Here is a 24263-nt window from a genome sequence, read left to right as displayed (position 1 = left end):
AACTACACGTCACAGACTAATGGCGGCGCTGCCAAATCCATAGCGCCGCAATCGCCAGCGCAAACAGCGCGCCAAACCCTATACCAATCGCTACCGCCGGGATCCCCACCAGCACCGCCAGCGAGTAAATACCCAGCATCAGCAGCATCGCGCTGTTTTCACCCAGGTTTTGCACCGCAATCGCATTACCCGCACCGACGCTTTTCTTGCCCCGCTCCTGTAACAACGCATTCAGCGGCACCACAAAGAACCCGCCTGACACGCCGATAAGCATCAGCAACGCGTAGGCCGGAAGCAGCGCATGTTGCAGCGAGAAGATCAGCACCACGACGCCAATCAGGATCCCCGCAGGCATACAGCGCGACACGGTTTCCAGCGTCACCAGCTTCGCCGCCGCACCCGCGCCGACCACAATCCCAATCGCCACCATGGCATTCAGGTAAGTAGGTGTGGCGTTATCGGTGATGCCCAGCGCCACCGGCACCCACAGCACCAACAGAAAACGCAGCGTGACGCCAGCGCCCCAAAAGAGGCTGGTTCCCACCAATGAGAAACGCGTCTCACCGTTACGCCACAGCGAAGTGGCCGCACAGAAAAAACTGCGGGTCATTTTCCCCAAATGCCAGGACTGGCCAGGGCGAGCCGCGGCCAGCTTCGGGATAAACAGGTTAGCCACCACGGCACCCGCATAGGCCAGCGCACAGGCAGAAAGCGCAGCAATCACGTGCCAGTCGGCCAGCACGCCCCCCGCCACAGAACCAAGTAAAATCGCGGCAATGGTGGAGGCTTCCATCAGGCCGTTAGCTTTCACCAGTTTGTCGCCAGTGGTCAGTTCACCGAGAATGCCATACTTGGCTGGTGAATACGCCGCCGCGCCGATCCCCACCAGCGTATAGCCGAGAAACGGATTAACGCCGAAGCAAATACTCGCCGCGCCCAGCAGCTTCATGCCGTTAGCGAACATCATCACCCTGCCTTTGGCAAAGCTGTCCGCCACCTGCCCGACAAAGGGCGCAAACAGGATGTAAGCGCCCACAAACACCATTTGCAGGATCGGCTGACTCCAGTCCGGATAAAATTGTTCCTTAAGCAAAGCCAGCGTGGCGAACAGTAAGGCGTTATCGCCAAACGCCGACAGGAACTGCGCGGCGATAACGGACATCATCCCTTTGGACCAGATAGAAGTGTTAGTGTGCACTGACTCACTCATGTTGTTTTTCCGGCTCATCGACCCAGCTTTTCAGCGTGACAAAATCCGGCTTACCGCTGCCGAGTAATGGGAGTTGTTTCAGGTGGCGAATATCACGCGGCACGGCAAGTTCAGGCACGCCGTGCGCTCGCGCATACTGCTGCAGTTTTTCGCGCGTCAGTTCACTGTCGGTGGTGAACAGCACCAGCGCCTCGCCTTTGCTGGCATCGCTTTTGATCGCCGTGGCGTGCATTTTATCCGCAGATACCGCCAGCGCCAGTTGCTCAACCATTTCCAGCGAGACCATCTCTCCGGCAATTTTAGCAAAACGCTTGGCGCGTCCCTGGATCTGCACAAAGCCGTTTTCATCAAAGCGCACGATGTCTCCGGTGTCATACCAGCCGTGCTCAATCTCACCCTGCGCATTTTCTGCCGTCGGCACTTCCAGCACGCCGGGTTTTTCGACGCGCAAATAGCCGCTCATAATATTAGGGCCTTTTAGCTGTAAACGCCCTCCGTCCTCAATGCCTGGAACAGCTAACAGTCGGGCATCCATACCGGGCAAGATGCGCCCTACCGTTCCTGATTTCGCCGCCATCGGCACGTTGATCGACACCACTGGCGCACATTCCGTCACGCCATAGCCTTCAAGGACGCGCAGACCAAATTTCTCCTGCCACAGCTGTTTTGTGGTGTCTTGCAGTTTTTCCGCTCCCGCCACCACATAGCGCAGACGGTGAAAATCATAGGGATGCGCGAAACGCGCGTAGTTGCCAAGGAACGTTGACGTACCAAACAGTACGGTGCAGTTCCGGTCGTAGACCAGCTCCGGCACAATGCGGTAATGCAGCGGGCTGGGATAAAGAAACACTTCTGCGCCGGTCAGCAACGGCGTGAATAATCCCACCGTCAGACCAAAGGAGTGGAATAGCGGCAACGCAGACATAAAGCGGTCGTCGGCGGTGAAATCGGCGATGGTTTTAATCTGCTCGACGTTCGCCAGAATGCTCTTGTGGCTGTGTACCACACCTTTCGGATGACCTTCCGAGCCAGAGGTAAAGAGGATTACCGCGGCCTCTTCCGGCTGCTGTTTCACCTGCGCCAGATGCGGCGCCAGCAGGTGTGAGAAAATCCACAGCTTATCGCTAAACGTCACATCGGCTTTCAGGTCTTCCAGGTAAACCCAGCGCACCTGGGTGAGCTGCTCCGGTAAATGCCAAAGTTTGCCTTTATCGAGAAACTGTCGGGAAGTGAAGATAGTTTTGATTTCTGATGCAGTAATGGCGCTGGTTAGCCCTTTTACACCTGCTGTATAGTTCATCATCGCCGGAATACGTCGACGCGCAATAGCGCCAAAAATGACCGCCGCGCTGATCCCCGCGTTTGGCAGCATCAGGCCAATTTTTTCACCCTCAGAGGTATATTTTTCCAGAATACGGGCCACAAACAGCGTCTTAGTCAACAGTTTACGGTAGCTGTCCGGCGTAAAGTTAACATCTTCAATGCAGTTTTTGCCTGCGCCATAGCGATATTTCGCCGCCAGCAGAGACTCATAAAGCGTTTCACGCGGACGTACCGCCATGCGCGCTTCCATCATAATTTGATGCAGCATTTCGCCCGCGATTTTGCGGCGATCGCGAGCACGCGGCGCTTCCGGCATCGGCATATGGGTCGGCGGCAGGATGTGCAAGCGAATACGCGGGAAGAATCGCTGTTTAACCAGACCTTTCAGGCGACTAAAGCGTGACAGCTCCGCGCCTTCGATGCGCACAGGAACCACCGTGGCCCCTGACTTTGCCGCGACAAACCCGGCGCCGTCATAGATTTTCATCAATGAACCGGTAGTCGAAATACGCCCTTCCGGGAAAATAACCACCGGACGCCCCTGCTCGACCAGGCGAACCAGATGTTTAATCGACATCGGTTTGGTCGGGTCTAACGGCACGAAATCAATCAGCGGGGTCAGCCAGCGCATGTACCATTGCTGACTAATAGAGGTGTAAACAGCAAAAACGGGGCGGATCGGTAAAAAAAGCGCCAGCAGGATGCCGTCGATAAATGAGACATGGTTGGGAGTAATTAGAACGCGTTCTCCCTGTAGCGCGCTGATATCGCCCGTGACGCGAACGCGGAAAAGCACGCGAAACAGATTACGAAAAAAGCCAAATAGCATCTCAACTCCCTGTGCCATTAATTACATAAACATTAATGATGGGAGAGTATACGAGTTGGGGAATGGGCGCGACAGGTAACTGGTGAATTCAATCCGAAAAAAAACCTGCGCATCCGCGCAGGTCGGTGCAAGAGACAGGTACGAAGTGCGTACCGAATAATCTCACCAATCAATACCTCTGGGATCTTGATTGTGGTCGTCAGCAGCCAGATACGCCAGTGCGAAAACGCAAAGGAATGAACCCAAATGCAACGAGTTGTGTAAATTATCGGTTACTGTTACAGATAGGCCGAAGACAAAAAAAAACCTGCGCATCTGCGCAGGCTGGTGTAAATCTAGTGATCAACCCGAAAGTTGATTTCACCTATCAATACCTCTGGGATCCCAACTTTAGCAATCTGCTCAGTGCCCTCACCAGCAAACAATCGCAACAGCACATCGCAAAGTGTAAGTAAAAATTAGCGTTTTCTATTTTCTGTCTTACTTCGCTCGTGCGCGCTCACATTTGCGACGTCCTGACAGGCAATCTGCTTGAACAGCCAGCCGTTTTCCGTAACACTGACACAATGTAAGCGTTTACCCACAACAGGTACTATCATGGCGACCATAAAGGATGTAGCCCGACTAGCTGGTGTATCAGTCGCCACCGTTTCTCGAGTGATTAATGATTCCCCCAAAGCCAGCGAAGCATCGCGTCTGGCCGTAACGAGTGCAATGGAATCACTCAGCTACCACCCCAACGCCAACGCGCGTGCGCTGGCGCAACAATCTACCGAAACCGTCGGACTGGTGGTTGGTGATGTGTCAGATCCATTTTTTGGGGCAATGGTTAAAGCTGTCGAGCAGGTGGCCTATAACACCGGTAATTTTTTACTGATCGGCAACGGCTACCATAATGAACAGAAGGAACGTCAGGCGATTGAACAGCTTATTCGCCACCGCTGCGCTGCGCTTGTTGTCCACGCCAAAATCATCCCGGATGCAGATCTGGCTTCATTAATGAAGCAAATCCCCGGCATGGTATTAATCAACCGAATTCTGCCAGGATTCGAACAACGCTGCGTTGCCCTCGATGACCGCTTCGGCGCGTGGTTGGCTACCCGACACCTTATTCAGCAGGGCCATACGCGTATCGGTTATCTGTGCTCCAATCACACCATTTCAGATGCGGAGGATCGCCTGCAAGGCTATTACGATGCGCTGACGGAGAGCAATATACCAATTAACGATCGGCTGGTGACCTTTGGCGAGCCGGATGAGAGCGGCGGTGAGCAGGCCATGACCGAGTTGCTTGGCCGTGGTAAAAACTTCACGGCTGTAGCCTGCTATAACGACTCAATGGCGGCTGGCGCGATGGGCGTGTTAAATGATAACGGCATTGATGTACCGGGAGAAATTTCCCTGATCGGCTTCGATGATGTGCTGGTTTCCCGCTATGTGCGTCCACGTTTGACCACGGTACGCTATCCGATAGTGACGATGGCGACCCAGGCCGCTGAACTGGCGCTTGCGCTGGCGGAGAAGCGACCCGCGCCTGAAATCACCCACGTATTTAACCCAACTCTGGTGCGCCGCCACTCCGTTTCGACGCTGACAGAGCCGGGCAATTCTTCGTCAAACGATTAACCAGGATAGCGTCATGACCACGATGTTGGACGTTTCACGACACGCTGGCGTCTCAAAAGCGACCGTTTCGCGCGTGCTGAATGGTACGGGTCAGGTAAAAGAGAGCACGCGCCAGAAAGTGTTTAAGGCCATGCAGGCACTTGATTATCGACCCAATTTTTTAGCGCGTTCTTTAGCGAACCGAACCAGCAATAGCATTGGCCTGGTGGTTTCCACGTTTGATGGATTCTACTTTGGCCGCCTGCTGCAACAGGCTTCGCGCCAGACGGAATCTCACGGTAAGCAGTTGATCGTCACCGACGGTCACGACACGCCGGAGCGTGAACAGGAAGCCGTGCAAATGCTGGCCGACAGGCAGTGTGATGCCATTATTCTCTATACCCGTTATATGAGTGAGCAGGCGATTATGTCACTGATGAACAGCATTGCTATGCCGTTGCTGGTCATTAACCGTGATGTCAGTCAGGCCCGCGATCGCGCGATTTTCTTTGAACAGGAAGAAGCCGCGTTCCAGGCGGTCAATTATCTGATCTCCCAGGGGCATAGCGATATTGCCTGCATCACCGTGCCGGGCCATACCCCTACCGGTAAATCACGTTTGATGGGATATCGTAAAGCGCTGGAAAAAAACGGTATTCCCTGGGACCCCGGCAAGGTTAAATACGGCGATTCAACGATGACGCGTGGCTATGAAGCCTGTCGTGAGCTGCTGGAGGAAGGGGTGACATTCAGCGCCCTGTTCGCCTGTAACGATGACATGGCATTAGGTGCATCAAAAGCGTTGCATCAGGCTGGCCTGAAGATCCCGACGGACGTCTCGCTGTTTGGTTTTGACGATGCGCCCAGCGCTAAATGGCTGGAGCCGGGACTCTCTACCGTCTATCTGCCGATTGACGCCATGATAACAACGGCAATTGACCAGGCTATCCGTCTGGCCAACGGTGAGAGCGTAGAGCCGATCCCACCGTTTACCGGCAAACTGGTGTTGCGGGAATCGGTGACAACGGGGCCGTACTTTAAGTAATCAGATGCCGGATGGCGCTACACTTATCCGGCTTTTCACAACGCTGTATTCAGATTAATTCCAGCGCCAGTAGCTCATCAATAGTCTGACGACGACGGATCAGTCGCGCCACGCCGTGATCAAACAACACCTCCGGCAGCAGCGGGCGACTATTGTAGTTTGACGACATTGACGCGCCGTACGCCCCGGTATCATGCAGCACCAGATAATCCCCCGGCACCACCGCTGGCAGTAGACGGGTTTCCACATTTCCGCCTTCCTGCTGGGTAAAGACGTCGCCGGACTCACACAGCGGCCCGGCTACTACGGTTTCTATTTGCGCGGCTTGCTCCAGAGAACGGCCATCCCCCGCCAGTGCAGAGATATGGTGATAGCTACCGTACATCGCCGGGCGCATCAAATCGTTGAAGCCTGCGTCAATCAGCACAAAGTGACGGCTGCCCATCGCTTTTACGCTGCGCACCTGCGCCACCAGCACGCCGGATTCCGCCACCAGAAAACGGCCCGGTTCGATCTCCAATTTAACAGCGTGCCCCAGATGACGCGCAATTTGATCGCGCGCGGCGTTCCATAACCCAAAATAATGATCGGTGTTGATCGCCTCTTCGCCCTCACGATATGGGATCGACAGCCCGCCGCCCGCGGAGATCGCCTCCAGATCCTGACCAAACTCGACAACCTGACGCACCATCGCGCCGCATACCTGTTCCAGATGACCGTAGTCCACGCCGGATCCGATATGCATATGAATGCCCACCAGCTTCAACTGATAGCGCTGGATCACTTCCAGCGCCGCCGGTAGATCGCTGTACCAGATACCGTGTTTGCTGTTCTCGCCGCCGGTGTTGGTTTTCTGACTATGTCCATGACCAAAGCCAGGGTTCACGCGTAGCCACACGCGATGGCCCGGCGAAAGCTGACCCAGTTGCTCCAGCATATCCACTGAACCGGCATTAACCGGAATGCTCAATTCATGCACCCGGGCGAGCGTCGCGCCATCGATCATATCGGCGGTAAAGACAATCTCATCTTTTCCCGGCTCAAAACCCGCCGCCAGCGCGCGTTCAATTTCGCCCAGCGAGACGGAATCGACCTTCACGCCCTGCTCGCGCATCAGGCGCAGAATATGAATATTTGAGCATGCCTTCTGGGCAAAACGCACCACGTCAAACTGGCTCAGTTTGGCAATCTGCGCGCGGATAATCTGTTCATCATACACCCACACCGGGCAGCCAAATTCAGCGGGCAGGCGTAGCAGGTTGTCGGCGGTGAGATCGGTATCAGTGCTGTTGAGTGGGCGTGGCATGGTGTGCTCCGGTATTGGCTTTTTTATGATTACGCCACAGCCCGAAGAGAATAAAAAATATCGTTTTATCGTGAGTCTATGCAAAAATGATATGGATTACATCATTCGAGGATTCGCCATGCCCGCCGTTAACCTGCGCCATATTGAAATTTTTCACGCCATCATGACCGCAGGCAATCTGACGGAAGCCGCGCGGATGCTACATACCTCGCAGCCGACCGTCAGTCGGGAACTGGCCCGATTCGAGAAAGTGCTGGGATTAACGCTGTTCGAACGTTCGCGTGGCAGGCTGCATCCGACCGTGCAAGGGTTACGTCTGTTTGAAGAGGTGCAACGTTCCTGGTATGGTCTGGACAGGATTGTGAGCGCCGCTGAAAGCCTGCGCGAATTTCGTCAGGGCGAATTATCGATTGTCTGCCTGCCGGTATTCTCACAATCTTTTTTACCGCCGCTGCTGGAGCCATTCCTCACACGCTACCCGCAGGTCAATATTCAGATAGTGCCGCAGGAGTCACCGTTGCTGGAAGAGTGGCTGTCGGCGCAACGCCACGATCTGGGCATCACAGAAACTCTGCATACTCCCGCCGGCACTAAACGTACAGAATTGCTGGCGCTGGATGAAGTATGCGTGCTGCCACAGGAACATCCGCTGGCCGAGAAATCCGTGCTCACGCCGCAGGATTTTCAGGGCGAAAACTACATCAGCCTGTCGCGGACCGACAGCTACCGTCAGCTTCTGGATACCTTGTTTAATGAGCATCAGGTGAAACGCCGCATGGTAATAGAAACCCATAGCGCTGCTTCAATTTGTGCAATGGTGCGGGCGGGTGTGGGGATCTCGGTGGTCAATCCATTAACGGCGCTGGATTACGCCAGCAGCGGGATCGTTATCCGCCGCTTCAGTATTTCGGTACCGTTTACGGTCAGCCTGATTCACCCGCTTCATCGCCCCGCCTCGGCGCTGGTAGATGCTTTCACCGCACATCTGCAAGCCCATCTGCCGAAGCTAATCGATCCGCTGAACGCTATTTTGCATCGACAGACGAAAGCATAAACTCCACCGCATCTTGCGCATGGATAGCCGCAGTGTCGAAAACCGGTAGTGGGCTTAGCTCTGCTGGCACCAGCAGACCAATCTCGGTACAGCCAAAAATTACCCCTTGCGCGCCCTGCTTAGCCAGCTGAGCAATCACACTGAGGTAATAATCGCGGGACGTTTCATTGAATTCGCCGAGGCACAGCTCATCGAAAATAATCTGGTTTATTTTTTGCCGGTCGTTAGCGTCAGGGATAAGCGTACTAATGCCAAATTCAGCCTGTAAGCGCCCACGGTAAAAATCCTGCTCCATGGTGTAGCGCGTACCCAGCAGCGCCACGTTACTCATCTGCTGCTTTTGTATGGCGCGACCAGTGGCATCAGCAATATGCAGGAACGGTACATCACAGGCGGTTGCGATCGCCTCAGCAACCTTGTGCATCGTGTTGGTACACAACACGATGCCCTCAGCTCCCGCCTCCTGTAGCCCTCTGGCGGCCTGCGCGAGGATCTGCCCGGCCCGCTGCCAGTCGCCGCTGGACTGACAGGCTTCAATCTCATGAAAATCTACGCTGTGCAACAGAATCTGTGCCGAATGCAGGCCACCCAGACGCTGTTTTACCCCTTCATTAATGAGTCGATAATAAGGAATGGTGGATTCCCAGCTCATACCGCCTAACAGACCGATCGTTTTCATCGCTTCCCCTCATTTGTTGTTATCTCTTCAGTGAACCAAAGATGTGATCAACTTTCCACATCTGTTGGTGTGCATTTCTTTTTATACTTTGCTGATATAAATTTAATAAAACACCGTTTCACTAACTTACAGGAATGTCGGATGTTTATTTTTCATAAAGAGACCACGCTTGAAGATCTGGGCAATGGCGTTACCCGTCGCATTCTTGCTCACGACGGTAAAATGATGGCGGTTGAGGTGAACTTCGAGCAGGGCGCGATTGGTCAGTTGCACAACCACCCGCATGAACAGCTGACTTACGTTTTATCCGGTGAGTTTGAATTTACTATTGGGGAAGAAAAGCATGTCGTTTCCGCAGGTGACACCCTGTATAAACAGCCCAACATTATGCATGGCTGCGTCTGCTTAAAAGCAGGAACATTACTCGATACGTTCACTCCGGTGCGCGACGATTTTCTGCACGGGTAATTTCGCTGTTCTCAAACCATGCTACTGACCGGTCTGAGAACACGCTAAAATGCGTACTCAGTTCCCTAAAAATGCATACGATACAAGGTGGGGTATTTTCCTTCGATACCAGCTCGCATAAGCGTTAATTCCGGGATGCGCCCCGCCATGTGGGCGATTACAGTCACGTTAACTTAATTAACGGTGACGGATCGCCATGACAAAAATGACAACGGCCACTCCACATGACGCGGTCTTCAAACAGTTCTTGTACCATCCCGATACCGCAAGAGATTTTCTGGATATCTATCTTCCATCAACCTTGCGGGAGCTATGTGATCTGCAAACACTAAAACTGGAATCAGGCAGTTTTATTGAGGATAGCCTGCGAGCCAGCTACTCCGACGTGCTGTGGTCATTAAAAACAAACGAAGGCGTTGGATATATCTATGTTGTTATTGAGCATCAGAGTTCGCCAGACGCTCACATGGCATTTCGGCTAATGCGCTACGCCATGGCTGCAATGCAACGCCATCTGGATGCTGGCCATAAAACATTACCTTTGGTGATACCGATGCTGTTTTATCATGGCGCTCTCAGCCCCTACCCCTTTTCACTCTGCTGGCTGGATGAGTTTGACGATCCCGCATTGGCACGACAGTTATACTCAGCAACATTTCCGCTGGTAGATATCACCGTAATACCCGATGACGAAATTATGCAACATCGCCGTATAGCACTGCTGGAATTGATGCAAAAACATATCCGCAAGCGTGATTTAATGGGATTAGTGGAACAACTGGTCTCGTTGCTGGCTACGGGATACGCTAATGACAGCCAGCTCAAAACGCTATTTAATTACATGATGCAGTTTGGAAATACGCCTCACGTTGATAAATTTATCCGTGAGGTTGCCTATCGGGTACCACAGCAAAAGGAACGTCTGATGACTATCGCGGAAGTATTGCAACAGGAAGCCAAACAACAAGAGGCGTTACGCATTGCCCAGATGATGTTAGCGAATGGTATTAGTCATGAAATTATACTAAAGATAACCGGGCTGTCTGCTAAGGACATCCTCGCCAGGCAGGCCTCTCCACATTGAAACAGGTAGCAATGGGAGCCCGATAATGAGTTGATCTATCGGGCTCTCTGCTCACTTACACCCCAATATTTCTTAGCTTCTCACCCGACATCAGCTTGCGCTCGATGTGTTCCAGCGTGACGTTTTTGGTTTCCGGGATAAGCCAGAATGTAATACCGATAAAAGCGACGTTCAACGCGGTATACAGCCAGAATGTACCCGCCGCGCCGATGCTGTCGAGCAGCGTCAGGAACGTGGCGCCAATGATCATGTTCGACACCCAATTGGTGGTGGTCGAGCAGGTAATACCAAAATCGCGGCATTTCAGCGGCTGAATTTCCGAACACAGGATCCACACCACCGGCGCGGCGCTCATCGCGTAACCTGCAATGCACATCATGGTCATACCGACTGACAGCCAGGACAGACCACTGGAAGCCGTGCCGTTATCAAACTGCATCAGGCAATAGCCGAGTACCAGCGTCCCAATGGCCATCACGCTGAAACCAATTTTAAGCGCCGGTTTGCGTCCGGCTTTATCTACCGTAAAGACGGCAATAAATGTCGCGAACATGAACGTTAAGCCGACCACCAGCGTGGCAATCATCTGTTGTTCGGTGGTGGTAAAGCCCGCCATTTTAAAAATGCGCGGCGCGTAATACATAATGATGTTCATCCCGGTAAACTGCTGCATCGCCTGCAACAACATTCCGAGGAAAACCGCGCGACGCACGTTACGGTTAATTTTAAATAGCGCCCATCCGCCCTGCTTCAGCTTCAGGCTTTCACGGATTTCGTTCAGCTCATCGCGGGCTTTTTCTGACGTATCGCGCAGCATTCGCAATACTTCTTCGGCTTCGATGTGGCGACCTTTTTCCGCCAGCCAGCGCGGACTGTTCGGCAGGAAAACCACCAGGATAATCAGTAACACTGCCGGGAGCGCCAGCACCCCCAACATGGCGCGCCAGTTACCGCTGTAGCTAAATGCCGTATCAGATAAAAAGGCCAGCACAATACCCAGCGTAACCATCAACTGGTACATACTGATCATCTTACCGCGCACATTCTCACTGGCCATTTCGGAAAGATAGAGCGGCGCGGTGTAAGACGCGATACCCACCGCAACGCCCAGCACCACGCGGGCAAAAATAAGCATTTCAACGCTGGACGCAAACGCCGATCCCAGAGATCCGACGACAAAAAGGATCGCGCCCGCCATCAGGCTGTATTTACGTCCCAGGCGGAATGACAGCCAACCATTAAATAGTGCGCCAATTGCCGCACCCAGCATCATGCTGCTCACCACCCACTCCTGCAGACGGCTGGTCAGGACAAAATGATCGGTGATGAAAGGCAACGCGCCCGCTATCACGCCAATATCCAGGCCGAATAACAATCCTGCGACAGCCGCAGAGATAGAGACAAACATATTCATACGTCGCGTATCGCGCACAGGGCGCGGCGCTAAAGCAGCATCATTATTTATTGAGACCATTTTTTCCTGCCAGATACAGAGTAAACCATGTCCCTGAAAGTAAGGGATTCCTTACATGGAGCGTCAGGCGGGAAACGGCAAAAACATGGATGAAATAGCTACACCACCTCGTTATGTGATGGATATTCCAATTTTAAAATTTATCAGCAACCACTCAATTAAATTTAATTTATTGATATTAAAGAGGATTAAACATTACAAATTCATACATATATAATTATGTATGGATTAATTTATAGACAGAATATGGATTAAAATAACTTAAAACCAAAAAAAACCCTGCCAGATGACAGGGTTTGTTGTTCAGAGAATGTATTAACGTGCCAGCCAGCCGCCGTCTACCGCAACGGTATAGCCGTTAATATAGTCAGACGCGCTGGACGCCAGGAACACAACAGGCCCCATCAGGTCGCTCGGCAGTCCCCAACGTCCTGCCGGAATACGATCGAGGATTTCTGCGCTACGCTGCTCATCAGCACGCAGTTGCTGAGTGTTGTTGGTCGCCATATAACCCGGCGCAATCGCGTTGACGTTGATGTTATGTTTTGCCCACTCGTTCGCCATCAGACGGGTGACGCCCATTACGCCGCTTTTAGACGCAGTGTAAGACGGAACGCGGATACCGCCCTGGAAAGAGAGCATAGAGGCGATATTGATAATTTTGCCGCCGTTACCCTGAGCGATAAAGTGCTTCGCCGCGGCCTGAGACATAAAGAATACGCTCTTGATGTTCAGGTTCATCACGTCATCCCAGTCTTTTTCGCTGAAGTCGATCGCATCGTCACGACGGATAAGGCCCGCATTGTTGACGAGAATATCGATATGGCCGAATTCTGCCACTGCGCGCTCCAGCAGCGCTGGAATACCATCAATTTGGCGCAGGTCGGCGGTCAGACTCAAGAAACGGCGGCCCAGTGCGGTCACACGTTCGATGGTTTCCGTCGGTTCAACAATGTTGATACCGACAATATCGCAACCCGCTTCCGCCAGCCCCAGCGCCATACCCTGACCCAGGCCGGTGTCGCAACCGGTCACAACGGCGACTTTACCTTCAAGAGAGAATGCATTCAAAATCATTGTAAATCCTTAATTTTTTATAATGCCCGCCGCAGGCAGGCACGGCTGTCGCCCGCAACTAGCGCAGATCTTTGACGGCGACATGGTCCATATCATCAAAGACCTGGTTTTCACCCACCATGCCCCAAATGAACGTATAAGCTTTTGTGCCAACGCCTGAGTGAATAGACCAGCTCGGCGAAATCACCGCCTGCTCGTTGTGCATCACAATATGACGCGTTTCCTGGGGCTGTCCCATCATGTGGAAGACGCAGGTATCTTCTTCCATGTTGAAGTAGAAGTAGACTTCCATACGGCGTTCATGGGTATGGCACGGCATGGTGTTCCACAGGTTGCCCGGCGCCAGTTCAGTCAGGCCCATGCTCAACTGGCAGGTTTCCAGCACATCCGGCACAAAATATTTATTGATGGTGCGACGATTACTGGTGAGGTTGTCGCCCAGCGTCACTGGCGCAACGTCAGCAGGCGTGACTTTTTTGGTTGGATAAGTCGTGTGGGCCGGCGCGCAGTTGTAGTAAAACTTCGCCGGTTTCGCCGTATCAACGCTGGCAAACACGACTTCTTTTGCCCCTTTGCCGACGTACAGCGCATCACGATGACCAATTTCATAGCACTGACCGTCAACGGTAATCGTGCCCGGACCACCGATGTTAATCACACCCAGCTCACGGCGTTCGAGAAAATAGGTTACGCCCAGTTGTTTACCGACTTCGCCACCCACAGAGACGGTTTTGGCCACAGGCATAATACCGCCGACAATAATACGGTCGATGTGGCTGTAAACCATGGTGTATTCATCTGCGACAAATACTTCTTCGACCAAAAACTCATTACGCAGCCCCTGAGTGTCGAGGGTTTTTGCATGCGCACTATGGATGCTTTGTCTTACGTCCACATTTACCTCCAGTGATAAATTGACCGTGAATACTTTAACGAATAGCAAAACGCTGTTCCGTTTTATCTAATGCGCTCATGATAGCCCTCCCGGATAGGGTTTTCAATTACAAATGAAACGTTGTTTCACTTTTTCCGCATCTTATTATCAAAAGTGTAATTGCGATCACGCTCGGCAAATAAATCGCGGGAGAAATTCAAATAAAATCATTTAAAACAATCAGATAGATAAAATACAAAGGAGATAATCATGAGTGGCAGGGATAAGACATTGAAAATACAGCCGGGCACATACGATGTTCGCACACCTTTGCTGACAAAGTGCGCAGCCAATCACATGAAATGAAACAATGTTTTGATATATTGACGGCGTTTAGAGTGTATGTTTCTGTAACTGGCCTTGCCCTCCTGTTGGAGGGCTTTTTTATGGATGCCGGGGTAACACAAAAAAGGCGTTTAAGAAGGGAAATCTAAGATCGTTAGTCTCGTTCGATAGCGAGCGCCACGCCCTGACCACCACCAATACACAGTGTTGCCAGGCCCTTGTGCGCCCGACGTTTCACCATTTCATGCACCAGCGAAACCAGAATACGACAACCCGATGCGCCAATCGGATGGCCAAGCGCAATAGCACCGCCGTTCACATTTACCCGCCGCTCATCCCACTCCAGCATTTTCCCAACGGACAATGCCTGCGCGGCGAACGCTTCGTTGGCTTCGATCAGATCAACATCAGCCAGTTGCCAGCCCACACGCTCAAGGCAGCGGCGCGTAGCATAAACTGGCGCAATCCCCATCAGTGCGGGATCGACCCCGACGCTGGCGAACGCGCGAATGCGGGCCAGCACCGGCAAATTCAGCTCCTGCGCCTTGGCCTCGCTCATCATCATCACCGCGGCGGCGCCATCGTTGATGGATGAGGCGTTCCCTGCGGTGACCGAACCGAGCCGGTCGAAGGTAGGATCCAGACGCGCCAACCCTTCCGCACTGGCATCGGTACGCGGTTGCTCATCGGTATCCACTACGAATGATTGGCCATTACGCTGGGTCACCACCGGCACGATTTCATCTTTAAAGCGTCCGGCGTCGATGGCCATCCGAGCCTTGTGTTGCGAGTGCAGCGCGTAGGCATCCTGTAATTCACGGCTAATGCCATATTCCCGCGCCAGGTTTTCCGCAGTGACGCCCATATGATAATCGTTGAAAGCATCCCACAGACCGTCATGCACCAGGCTGTCGACCAGTTGACTGTTCCCCAGTTGTGCGCCAGTGCGGCTATCGGTAAGGACATGCGGCGCACGGCTCATATTCTCCTGCCCGCCGGCAATCACAATGTCAGCTTCACCGCACTGGATAGCCTGGGTCGCCAGATGCAGCGCTTTCAGCCCCGAACCGCAAACATCGTTGATGGTGATGGCGGAAACGGTATTAGGTAGCCCACCATTGATGGCGGACTGACGGGCCGGGTTCTGCCCGGCACCTGCGGTAAGCACCTGCCCGAGGATCACTTCATCCACGGCGTGAACATCCACGCCCGTGCGTTCCAGCAACGCTCTGACCACCATGCTGCCTAACTCAACGGCAGAGTGGCGCGCCAGCGTTCCCTGGAAGCAGCCAATCGGTGTCCTTAACGCCCCGACGATCACAACCTCTTTCATCACTACCTCAGCGCAAAATAACACCGCAATAGTAGATGATTGTTAAAAGTAGTTATCAAAGTTGTTTAAAAATGGTGATTTTTATCACAAAGGAATTTCGTATCATTTATTGGTCATCTGAACACCACTCTGCTGTAAATGGTCGCGCAGCCAACTTCCCGCCACGCCAGGCGGTGATTTCTTATTCCACAACAAATCGATAGAGATAGCCTTTGGCCAACCGGGCACCTGTAGCTGAACCAGCGGTTTTTCCGCGGCAAACTCCTCCACCAGCGCACAAGGGAGCGCGCACCAACCGAATCCCTGAACCGCCATACTCAGCAACAACAAATAGTTAGGCGCTGACCAGACCGGTCCGCGCGCCACGTTTGTACCGCTTTCCAGGTAGGTATTCAGGCGCAGTTCGCGCCAGGTGTGGAGTTGTTCCCATTGTAGTTTTTCCTGACTCGCCAGCGGATGCGAGTCCGCAACGTACAACCCCATCCAGGATTGCATCGGCAGCCGCGTCACGCCCATGTCGGTCGGGTAATCCTCTCTTGCCTCAATCAATCCGACCTGCGCGCGCCCTTTTTGCAGCAGATCGATCACGTCTTCATCTTCGCCAATCAGACATTCAAACTCGGTATGCGGAAACTTGCGGTCAAACTGCACCATCAGTTCTTCCAGCACATCCGGGTGCAGCGTGTCCGAAAGCACGAAGGTCAGGCGCGCTTCCGTCTCACCCGACAGCGAGATTGCCGCCTCATCGAGACGTTCGCTGGCCGTCAAAATTGCCTGCACATAGCCCAGCACCCGTTTACCTTCTTCGGTCAGCGTAGGGTGACGGGAGGATCGGTCAAACAACGCAAAACCGAGATCGGCTTCCAGATGCGCAATTGCCGTACTGATAGTGGACTGGCTTTTACGCAGCCGTCGGGCCGCCGCAGAAAATGAGCCGCAGGAAACGGTCTCTACAAATGCCGTTAACGCTTCAGGAGAGTAACGCATGAACTATCTCCTTTATCGATGGATACTATCTTTTAGATATCACATAAAACGATAAAATTGCCACCATTCCGTTATCCGGGCATCAAAGAAGGTTTTAGGTTATGCAACACGATACAGTCCAGCGCCGCTCGTTAGTAGAGCGAATTTTTCATGCCGTTTGTTTTGAAGGTATTGCCACCGCGATCCTTGCGCCGACTACCGCGTGGCTGATGCAGCGTTCGGTGCTGGAAATGGGCGGACTGACCATTATTCTGGCTACCACGGCGATGATCTGGAATATCATTTATAACGCCCTGTTTGACCGCTTATGGCCGTCGCATCGGGTAAAACGTACGGCTAAAGTTCGCGCCTTTCACGCCTTAGGCTTCGAGAGCGGGTTTATTGTGATCGGGGTGAGTATCGTGGCGTTCGTGCTGAACGTCAGTCTGCTTCAGGCATTCACGTTGGAAATAGGTTTCTTCCTGTTCTTCCTGCCGTACACCATGTTCTATAACTGGGCGTATGACACATTACGCGAGCGCATGATGAAGCGCCGCCAGCAGCACGTTACTGCCTGATAATTCAATAAATAGTCGGAATTATCTTGATTCCGGCTATTCATCCATTCACCAACCCGCTTGTTCACACTTCCCCCAGCTCCTCTCATTTGTGGTAAATTGCGCTTCTTTTTGTTTATTTTATAGTTGATACGTTCAAATAATGTCGAAAATTTGGTCAAAAGAAGAGACTCTCTGGAGCTTCGCACTATATGGGACTGCCGTCGGCGCAGGAACCCTCTTCCTCCCCATACAGCTGGGTTCTGCAGGCGCGGTGGTGCTGTTTATCACCGCCCTCGTGGCCTGGCCTTTAACCTACTGGCCACACAAGGCGCTGTGCCAGTTTATCCTGTCGTCAAAAACGTCAGCAGGCGAAGGCATCACCGGTGCAGTCACCCATTACTACGGCAAGAAGATCGGTAACCTGATCACCACTCTCTATTTTATTGCCTTCTTTGTCGTCGTGCTGATCTACGCCGTGGCGATAACCAATTCACTCACCGAACAGCTGGCAAAACATATCGCCATCGATTTGCGTGTTCGCGTGCTGGTGAGTCTCGGCGTGGTGCTGGTACTGAACCTGATTTTTCTGATGGGCCGACAAGCCACCATTCGGGTTATGGGCTTTCTGGTATTCCCGCTCATCGCGTACTTTTTGTTCCTTTCGCTCTACCTGACCGGAAGCTGGCAGCCAACGCTACTCACCGGCCAGATGTCTTTCGATCAGCACACGCTTCATCAGGTTTGGATCTCTATTCCCGTGATGGTTTTCGCTTTTAGCCATACGCCAATTATCTCAACGTTCGCCATTGACCGACGTGAGAAATACGGCGAGCAGGCCATGGGTAAATGCAAAAAAATCATGAAGGTCGCCTACGTCATCATCTGCCTGAGCGTACTGTTTTTCGTCTTCAGCTGTTTGCTTTCGATTCCGACAAACTATATCGAAGACGCGAAAAATGAAGGCGTGACCATTCTGTCAGCGTTATCGATGATGCCAAACGCACCGGCATGGCTGTCGATTTCCGGGATTATTGTCGCCGTTGTGGCGATGTCAAAATCATTCCTTGGCACCTACTTTGGCGTGATTGAAGGGGCAACAGAAGTGGTAAAAACGTCGCTGCATCAGGTGGGCGTGAAGAAAAGCCGGGCTTTTAACCGCGCCCTGTCCATTATGTTAGTGTCGGCCATTACGTTTATCGTCTGCTGTATTAATCCTAATGCGATTTCAATGATTTACGCCATTAGCGGGCCACTCATCGCCATGATTTTGTTTATCATGCCGACTCTCTCCACTTATCTGATTCCGGCGTTAAAGCCGTACCGTTCAGTGGGTAATCTGATCACTCTGATTGTCGGGTTGCTGTGTGTATCTGTGATGTTTTTTGGCTAGAACGTTAGTTAACGGCTCATTCTCCTGAAATTGGGTGCGATGCCGCTCATTTAACGACTCAGTTTCAGAAAGTATCAACCTGTGTTAGCGGAAGTAATGAACATGCTATCTCAGAGAAAGGGTTCCGTTCACCTCATGTTCATTGTTTCTCTGAAATACCGATTCCTGTGAACGTGCAAGGGAGGCTCACCGCCGCCTCCCTTGCAACCCAGGCTCCCGGCGGGATTGTAAAGGGCGTGGCGAAGAACGCCCTTTACACGTTCACGGGTATCGATGCTTCAGATAAATGACACTGCTGAGGTGAACGGAACCCTGAGCAAGAATCACATATTCACCCTACATGCTTAACTTGACGGTATTGAACGTGGATGAGCCGTTCAACTGACTTATTTGATATACGAATCCAGTACTTTCAGGACCACATCCAAATCTTCTTCGCGCTTTATTTCATCGCCCTGATGCACGATGTGCTCGGTCAGATGCCCCTTAATCACCTCACGCATTAACCCGTTTACCGCACCGCGGATCGCCGCGATTTGCTGCAATACTGCCGCGCATTCATGCGGTTCATCCAGCATGGTTTTCAACGCCGCTACCTGCCCCTGAATCTTGCTGGTTCGGGCTTTCAGCTTTTGTTTGTCGCGGATCGTATGTGACATAGCTTTACCTTTTTAACGTCTTGCCTTAGCGACAATACCATCGACATTCTACTGGGGGGTAGTATTTCATACTGGGGGGGAGTAGAATCGGGAAAAATTAAACAACTAAGAATCATTCTCATGGGTGAGTTTTCTACACTTCTTCAGCAAGGCAATGCCTGGTTTTTCATTCCCAGCGCGATTTTATTGGGTGTGTTACACGGTCTGGAACCGGGACATTCGAAAACGATGATGGCGGCCTTTATTATTGCCATTAAAGGCACCATCAAACAGGCGGTGATGCTGGGGCTGGCGGCTACACTCTCGCATACCGCCGTGGTGTGGTTGATAGCACTGGGCGGGATGTATATCAGCAAAGCGTTTACCGCCCAGGCCGTTGAGCCCTGGCTGCAGTTTGTCTCGGCGATTATTATTCTCGGCACTGCATTCTGGATGTTCTGGCGCACCTGGCAGGGAGAGCAGAACTGGCTGGCCCGGACGCATCACGAGCATCACCATGATCATGACGATCATCATCATCGCCACCACCATCATGACCACGATGATGATCATCACCATCATCACCACGAACACGATCATGACCATGCCGCGCTGGCAGGGCTGAGCGAGGGTTCAAAAGAGTATCAGGATGCCCACGAACGGGCGCATGCCACTGATATTCAGCGCCGCTTTGCGGGCAAAGAGGTCACCAACGGCCAAATATTACTGTTCGGCCTGACCGGCGGGCTTATCCCGTGCCCAGCCGCTATTACGGTGCTGCTGATATGCATCCAGCTCAAAGCCTTCACGCTGGGCGCGACTATGGTGCTGTGCTTCAGCCTAGGACTGGCGTTGACGCTGGTGACGGTGGGTGTGGGCGCAGCAATCAGCGTACAGCAGGCGGCCAAACGCTGGAGTGGATTTAATACGCTGGCACGCAAAGCGCCTTATTTTTCCAGTGCGCTCATTGCGATGGTCGGCTTATATATGGGGATCCACGGCTATATGGGGATCGTTGGTTAACGAGCAGAGTGCGCAGCAGCAGTTGCCGCTGCGCGTAAATCCAGACTAGCTTGCGACATTCCCCCACACCAGTTGTCCTTTATGGAAGGTCGCGGTGCGGGGGGAGATGCGGGCAACCGCTTCTGCCGAACAGGAGGCATCCACCAGCACAAAGCTGGCTTCATCCTGCGCTTTCGGCCACACGCGTTCACCTTTATCGTTTAGCGGCAGCACATCGCCGGTGGCAAGAAACAGCGCGCGCGACAGGTTAAGCTCGTTGGGGCGAATATAGAGCTGCGCGTACAGATTCGCCTTCTCCAGCATGTCTCCCAGCCCGTACGGCGACCAGTGGTCAATCACGCTGTCGGTCCCGGTAATCACCTCCACGCCTTTGTCACGCAGTTGTTTGAGCGGCATATGCAGCGTGCCAATCGGCACCGTCGAGGCAATGGTAATCTGCTGAGCCGCCATACGAGTCGCCAGCGCGTCAACCTGCTGTTCGTTCAGCGTTGCCAGCGCGAAAGCGTGGCTGATGGTCAGTTTGCCCTTCAACTGCGGCGTTTTCTCTACCGTTTCCACCATGTAATTCACCGCCGCCACGCCCGCCGGGCTGGTTTCGTGCAGATGAATATCCACGCCTTTATCGTAATCCAGCGCAATCTGGAACATAGTGTCGAGGGATTTTTCCATCGCCCCGTCCACGCTGGTTGGGTCCAGACCGCCAACGTAATGCGCCCCCGCTTGCATCGCTTCACGCATCAGCGGTTCAGATTTTGATAACAGCAGGCCATGCTGCGGAAATGCCACGATTTCACAGGCAAAACCCGGCTGACGACGCGCCAACACCGCCTGCAAGTTTTCCAGGTTTTTCAGCCCGGAAACCGGTTCGATGTTGCAATGGCTGCGGGCGATCGAGGTACCTTTGGATTGCAGCAAATCGATAAGCTTTTCCGCGCGCTCCTGGGTGTAAGGCTGGAGTTCAGGCAGCAGCTTTTGCTCCAGGCGGATCATATCCTGAATAGTGGTGCCAGCCGGACGGTTCAGTGAGCGCCACGGACCGCCATAAAAGGTTTTATCCAGGTGGATGTGCATGTCGCGCATAGCGGGCAGCATCAGCTTGCCGCCCGCATCGTAGTGCGGTAGCGTCGCATCCGGATGCTGCTTATTCTCGCGCAACGCAACGATTTTTCCGTCCTGGATTTCGATGGTTTGCAGCGTGGTACGGGTATGGACTGCCACCGCGTTTTCGTAATCAAACCCTGCTTCCAGCAGAACGTTGTCCAGGTAATAGTGTTTATCGTTAATCGTCATTGTGCTCTTCGACCCGCAGGTGTTCCCGACAGGATTAGCAGCATACGCGACTGGGGCCACCGCGCCAAACAGCGCGGCAGCGGTCACCATTTTTCCGCTCTGGCTTAAAAATTCGCGGCGGCTGTTACTTTCTTTCATTCGCATCTCCTCTCAGGAATGGACAATGTGGGTACCCGTTTCGCCGCGGAGTGCGGCGGGCAGACATTCCGGCGTGGTGATGATTACCCGCTTACCTCCGCGTGCCAGGAATGTCAGGCTGGCAACGATTTTGGGTAGCATGCTGCCCGGCGGGAAATGTCCTTCCTGCATATAGCGGGTCATCGTGGCGACATCCACCTTATCCAGCGCCTGCTGCTCAGGTTTGCCAAAGTGAATACACACTTTCTCAACGCCGGTGGTGATCACCAGAATGTCGGCGTGAATCTCCTGAGCCAGCAGCGCTGTGGAAAGATCTTTGTCAATCACCGCGTCCACGCTCTGGTAATCACCTTGCTCACCACGCACCACCGGGATCCCACCGCCGCCCGCGCCAATCACCACAAAGCCTTGCCGGGTTAGCGCCTTAATCGCCTCCGCTTCGACGATGCGCTTCGGCTCTGGCGAAGCGACCACCCGACGGTAGCCGCGCCCGGAATCCTCCACAAAGCGCCAGCCGGGATTGACCCGCAGTAGTTCATCGCGCTGGGCTGCGCTAAAGAACGCACCGATAGGTTTGGTTGGATTCGCGAAGCCCGGATCGTTTTTATCGACCTCCACCTGGGTCACCACGGTGACCGCTTTCTGCTCGCCGCGCCGCGCCAGACGATTGTTCAGCGCTTGTTGGATCAGATAACCGATGCCGCCCTGGGTATCGGCGACACAGTTTGCCAATGGGGTCAACGGCAAACCTTCACGCTCATGCGCGATTTCCGCCCGTCGCAGATCCAGCCCCACCTGCGGTCCGTTACCGTGCGTCAGCACAATGTTGTAGTCCGATGCCAGCATCTCCAGCACCGTATCCGCCACCGCTTTCACCGCTTCAGCCTGGTGCGCAATCGACTGGCTGGCGTTATCTTTGATAATGCTGTTGCCGCCAATGGCAACGACCACAAGTTCTTTCATAGTGTCATCTTCCGCTTGCAGGCGATTCAGGTGGATTTTGTCGGTTGCTGCTCAGGTGCAGTCACCGCTTCACGGCTGTCGAGCACGTGCTTGAGGACAAACATGCCGCTCATCATCAGGTAGGCCAGCACAAACATCATTGAGCTGCCCTCTGCAAAGCCGACCGCCGGGGAGTGGATCACGCCAAACAGCGACAGCAGTGCGCCAAAGGCGGCGGCAATCGCCCCACGCAGTGGCTTATTCATAATGGCGAAGATGGCGACACAGCCCCACAGCATGCTGGCCAGCGGCGCGCCGCTTCCCAGATGCACCAGCCCGTCGTAATAGACGCCTTTGCTGTGCAGCAGGTCGCTACCGAGCTTACCGGCTGACGTACCAGCCGCGCCCATCACGCTATTAACGATGGTTAGCGCCCAGTTAGCGATCCACGGGAACAGACAGATGAAGATAACGGGAACCTCGACTTTGGGCGTTTCTCGCACCACCTGGTTGGCGGTCACCACGCCGATAAACACCAAAATCGGCACTATCGCGGTCATCGGAATAATGGCGAGCATAAACGCCCCCAGACCAAACAGCGGTACCAGGAACATGGTGATGCCTGAAGCGAGGGTGTAACCAATGCTGGCGCCCATCGCCTTCCAGCCTGCATGGCCGACATACACGGTCACCGGGAACGGGTTGCCCAGCATGCAACCAAGCATGGAGGCAAAACCGTTCGCCATCATGACCTTACGGGTGTTGTACTCATCGCCTGCGGCGTGCGCGCTTTCTATGTTTTCGAGGTCAAAAATGTAGTTCGCCAGACCCAGAGGCACCGCAGACGCCAGATACGGCAGCGCGTGCGGCAGCCCTTGCAGGAAGCTGTCGACATGAATTTCCGGCGGGTTAAAGCCAAAAGAAGACATCGACGCTTTAATCGCTTCCGGGCTTTGCAAACCCGAGATCCACGCCAGGGCCGTCCCGGCAATCAGCAGCAGCAAACCGGTAGGAATGCGGGCAAAAATCGGCTTCTTACCGAACCAGTTAATAAAGATCAGCAGCAGGACGATGAAAGAAACGGTTGGCGCTTCAAATGCCTGCAGCATTGGGTTCATCGCCAACAGCAGCAGGCCCAGGCCGGATAAACAAGAGAGCAGTACCGTTCGTGGGATCATCTTGCGGATGGTCTCGCCCAGGAAGGAGCCGCCCACCAGGATTAACGCTTCCACAAAGCACCATACCAGCGCAATCTGGATGGCGAAGTTGGCATCTTTGGTTTGCTGATAAACCGGCATCAGCACCAGGAAGGTCACGGTAAAGATCGACGGTGCGCTCGGCCCGGACGGCAGCGCCGTTACGTCATTACGTCCGGTATGTTTTGCCATTTGCAGGCCAAACCAGGCGTAGCAGACGCTGGCCACCAGCACCGCCAGGCCAAAGGCAGGCGCAATGCGGCCATAGACTATTTCGGTTGGGATCCCGACGACAAAAATGAGCAGCCCCATCATTGTCAGCAGGTTCGTCAGGTTGTTGGTCATCAGCCCAAAGTAAGCCGCCCAGTCACCACGTTTCCATTCTAGTTTTATGCTGTTCATGGAATATCCTTA

21 protein-coding genes are annotated in these 24263 nt (G+C 53.4%); 8 read left to right on the top strand and 13 right to left on the bottom strand.

The features are described from left to right. Positions 1 to 16: 16 nt before the first annotated feature. Positions 17 to 1210, bottom strand: coding sequence for a lysophospholipid transporter LplT (gene lplT, locus FDX09_RS15560; protein WP_038633338.1), 1194 nt, complete (start codon positions 1208 to 1210; stop codon positions 17 to 19). Continuing rightward, positions 1203 to 3362 carry a bifunctional acyl-ACP--phospholipid O-acyltransferase/long-chain-fatty-acid--ACP ligase gene (gene aas / locus FDX09_RS15555; RefSeq protein WP_087856759.1) on the bottom strand — a complete coding sequence of 720 codons (2160 nt, stop codon included), beginning with the start codon at positions 3360 to 3362 and terminating at the stop codon, positions 1203 to 1205. Before aas ends, lplT begins: the two co-directional genes overlap by 8 nt. 597 nt (positions 3363 to 3959) lie before the next feature. Here aas and galR point away from each other — a divergent pair. Both galR and FDX09_RS15540 read left to right on the top strand, forming a co-directional pair. Beyond that, a complete protein-coding gene (galR, locus tag FDX09_RS15545; RefSeq protein ID WP_038633343.1) occupies positions 3960 to 4988 on the top strand; it encodes an HTH-type transcriptional regulator GalR in 1029 nt (342 codons plus the stop codon). 13 nt (positions 4989 to 5001) lie between these two features. Further along, positions 5002 to 6012 carry a LacI family DNA-binding transcriptional regulator gene (locus FDX09_RS15540; RefSeq protein ID WP_038633346.1) on the top strand — a complete coding sequence of 337 codons (1011 nt, stop codon included), beginning with the start codon at positions 5002 to 5004 and terminating at the stop codon, positions 6010 to 6012. A gap of 49 nt (positions 6013 to 6061) precedes the next feature. Here the strand turns inward: FDX09_RS15540 and lysA are convergent, their stop codons facing one another. Beyond that, positions 6062 to 7318 carry a diaminopimelate decarboxylase gene (lysA, locus tag FDX09_RS15535; protein ID WP_137347474.1) on the bottom strand — a complete coding sequence of 419 codons (1257 nt, stop codon included), beginning with the start codon at positions 7316 to 7318 and terminating at the stop codon, positions 6062 to 6064. A 118-nt stretch (positions 7319 to 7436) separates the two neighbouring features. Between lysA and FDX09_RS15530 the strand changes: the two genes are divergently transcribed. Further along, positions 7437 to 8372 (top strand): LysR family transcriptional regulator, encoded by a 936-nt coding sequence (locus tag FDX09_RS15530; protein WP_137347586.1) that lies wholly within the window; start codon positions 7437 to 7439, stop codon positions 8370 to 8372. On the opposite strand, the gene FDX09_RS15525 is transcribed toward FDX09_RS15530, so the two are convergent. Continuing rightward, positions 8344 to 9051 (bottom strand): aspartate/glutamate racemase, encoded by a 708-nt coding sequence (locus FDX09_RS15525; RefSeq protein WP_137347473.1) that lies wholly within the window; start codon positions 9049 to 9051, stop codon positions 8344 to 8346. The two genes, FDX09_RS15530 and FDX09_RS15525, sit on opposite strands and share 29 nt — an antisense overlap. Positions 9052 to 9192: 141 nt before the next feature. On the opposite strand from FDX09_RS15525, the gene FDX09_RS15520 reads away from it, so the two are divergent. Further along, a complete protein-coding gene (locus tag FDX09_RS15520; protein WP_137347472.1) occupies positions 9193 to 9519 on the top strand; it encodes a cupin domain-containing protein in 327 nt (108 codons plus the stop codon). 196 nt (positions 9520 to 9715) lie between these two features. Beyond that, positions 9716 to 10603, top strand: coding sequence for an Rpn family recombination-promoting nuclease/putative transposase (locus FDX09_RS15515; RefSeq protein WP_038633357.1), 888 nt, complete (start codon positions 9716 to 9718; stop codon positions 10601 to 10603). Positions 10604 to 10658: 55 nt separating this feature from the next. Here the strand turns inward: FDX09_RS15515 and araE are convergent, their stop codons facing one another. From araE to FDX09_RS15490, 5 genes are all read right to left on the bottom strand, one after another. Then, positions 10659 to 12077, bottom strand: coding sequence for an arabinose-proton symporter AraE (gene araE / locus FDX09_RS15510; RefSeq protein WP_038633360.1), 1419 nt, complete (start codon positions 12075 to 12077; stop codon positions 10659 to 10661). A gap of 315 nt (positions 12078 to 12392) precedes the next feature. After that, positions 12393 to 13154 (bottom strand): 2-dehydro-3-deoxy-D-gluconate 5-dehydrogenase KduD, encoded by a 762-nt coding sequence (kduD, locus tag FDX09_RS15505; protein WP_003033923.1) that lies wholly within the window; start codon positions 13152 to 13154, stop codon positions 12393 to 12395. Between the two features lie 58 nt (positions 13155 to 13212). Continuing rightward, positions 13213 to 14049, bottom strand: coding sequence for a 5-dehydro-4-deoxy-D-glucuronate isomerase (gene kduI, locus FDX09_RS15500; RefSeq protein WP_042310807.1), 837 nt, complete (start codon positions 14047 to 14049; stop codon positions 13213 to 13215). A 478-nt stretch (positions 14050 to 14527) separates the two neighbouring features. Then, the gene (locus tag FDX09_RS15495; protein WP_006686936.1) at positions 14528 to 15706 is read right to left on the bottom strand and encodes an acetyl-CoA C-acetyltransferase; all 1179 of its coding nucleotides are present in this window, start codon (positions 15704 to 15706) and stop codon (positions 14528 to 14530) included. 102 nt (positions 15707 to 15808) lie between these two features. Next, on the bottom strand, positions 15809 to 16693 hold the full coding sequence (locus FDX09_RS15490; RefSeq protein ID WP_137347471.1) for a LysR family transcriptional regulator: 885 nt from the start codon (positions 16691 to 16693) through the stop codon (positions 15809 to 15811). Positions 16694 to 16794: 101 nt separating this feature from the next. On the opposite strand from FDX09_RS15490, the gene FDX09_RS15485 reads away from it, so the two are divergent. Both FDX09_RS15485 and FDX09_RS15480 read left to right on the top strand, forming a co-directional pair. After that, positions 16795 to 17250: a multidrug/biocide efflux PACE transporter gene (locus FDX09_RS15485; protein WP_137347470.1), complete on the top strand. Its 456-nt coding sequence runs from the start codon at positions 16795 to 16797 to the stop codon at positions 17248 to 17250. A 142-nt stretch (positions 17251 to 17392) separates the two neighbouring features. Then, positions 17393 to 18622, top strand: coding sequence for an amino acid permease (locus FDX09_RS15480; protein WP_038633372.1), 1230 nt, complete (start codon positions 17393 to 17395; stop codon positions 18620 to 18622). Positions 18623 to 19008: 386 nt separating this feature from the next. Here the strand turns inward: FDX09_RS15480 and rcnR are convergent, their stop codons facing one another. Beyond that, positions 19009 to 19281 carry a Ni(II)/Co(II)-binding transcriptional repressor RcnR gene (gene rcnR, locus FDX09_RS15475; protein ID WP_003825567.1) on the bottom strand — a complete coding sequence of 91 codons (273 nt, stop codon included), beginning with the start codon at positions 19279 to 19281 and terminating at the stop codon, positions 19009 to 19011. Positions 19282 to 19401: 120 nt separating this feature from the next. Between rcnR and FDX09_RS15470 the strand changes: the two genes are divergently transcribed. After that, a complete protein-coding gene (locus FDX09_RS15470; RefSeq protein WP_085048787.1) occupies positions 19402 to 20283 on the top strand; it encodes a nickel/cobalt efflux protein RcnA in 882 nt (293 codons plus the stop codon). Positions 20284 to 20328: 45 nt separating this feature from the next. Here the strand turns inward: FDX09_RS15470 and FDX09_RS15465 are convergent, their stop codons facing one another. The 3 genes from FDX09_RS15465 to FDX09_RS15455 are packed head-to-tail and all read right to left on the bottom strand — an operon-like array spanning position 20329 to position 24251. Next, positions 20329 to 21711 (bottom strand): amidohydrolase family protein, encoded by a 1383-nt coding sequence (locus FDX09_RS15465; RefSeq protein WP_137347469.1) that lies wholly within the window; start codon positions 21709 to 21711, stop codon positions 20329 to 20331. Between the two features lie 12 nt (positions 21712 to 21723). Beyond that, positions 21724 to 22674, bottom strand: coding sequence for a carbamate kinase family protein (locus tag FDX09_RS15460; RefSeq protein WP_137347468.1), 951 nt, complete (start codon positions 22672 to 22674; stop codon positions 21724 to 21726). 26 nt (positions 22675 to 22700) lie between these two features. Next, positions 22701 to 24251, bottom strand: coding sequence for a hypothetical protein (locus FDX09_RS15455; protein WP_038633383.1), 1551 nt, complete (start codon positions 24249 to 24251; stop codon positions 22701 to 22703). Positions 24252 to 24263 lie beyond the last annotated feature (12 nt).

The organism is Citrobacter sp. wls717 (assembly GCF_005280955.1).
Classification (GTDB): Bacteria; Pseudomonadota; Gammaproteobacteria; order Enterobacterales; family Enterobacteriaceae; genus Citrobacter; species Citrobacter werkmanii.
This window is presented reverse-complemented; position numbering and strand designations above follow the sequence as displayed.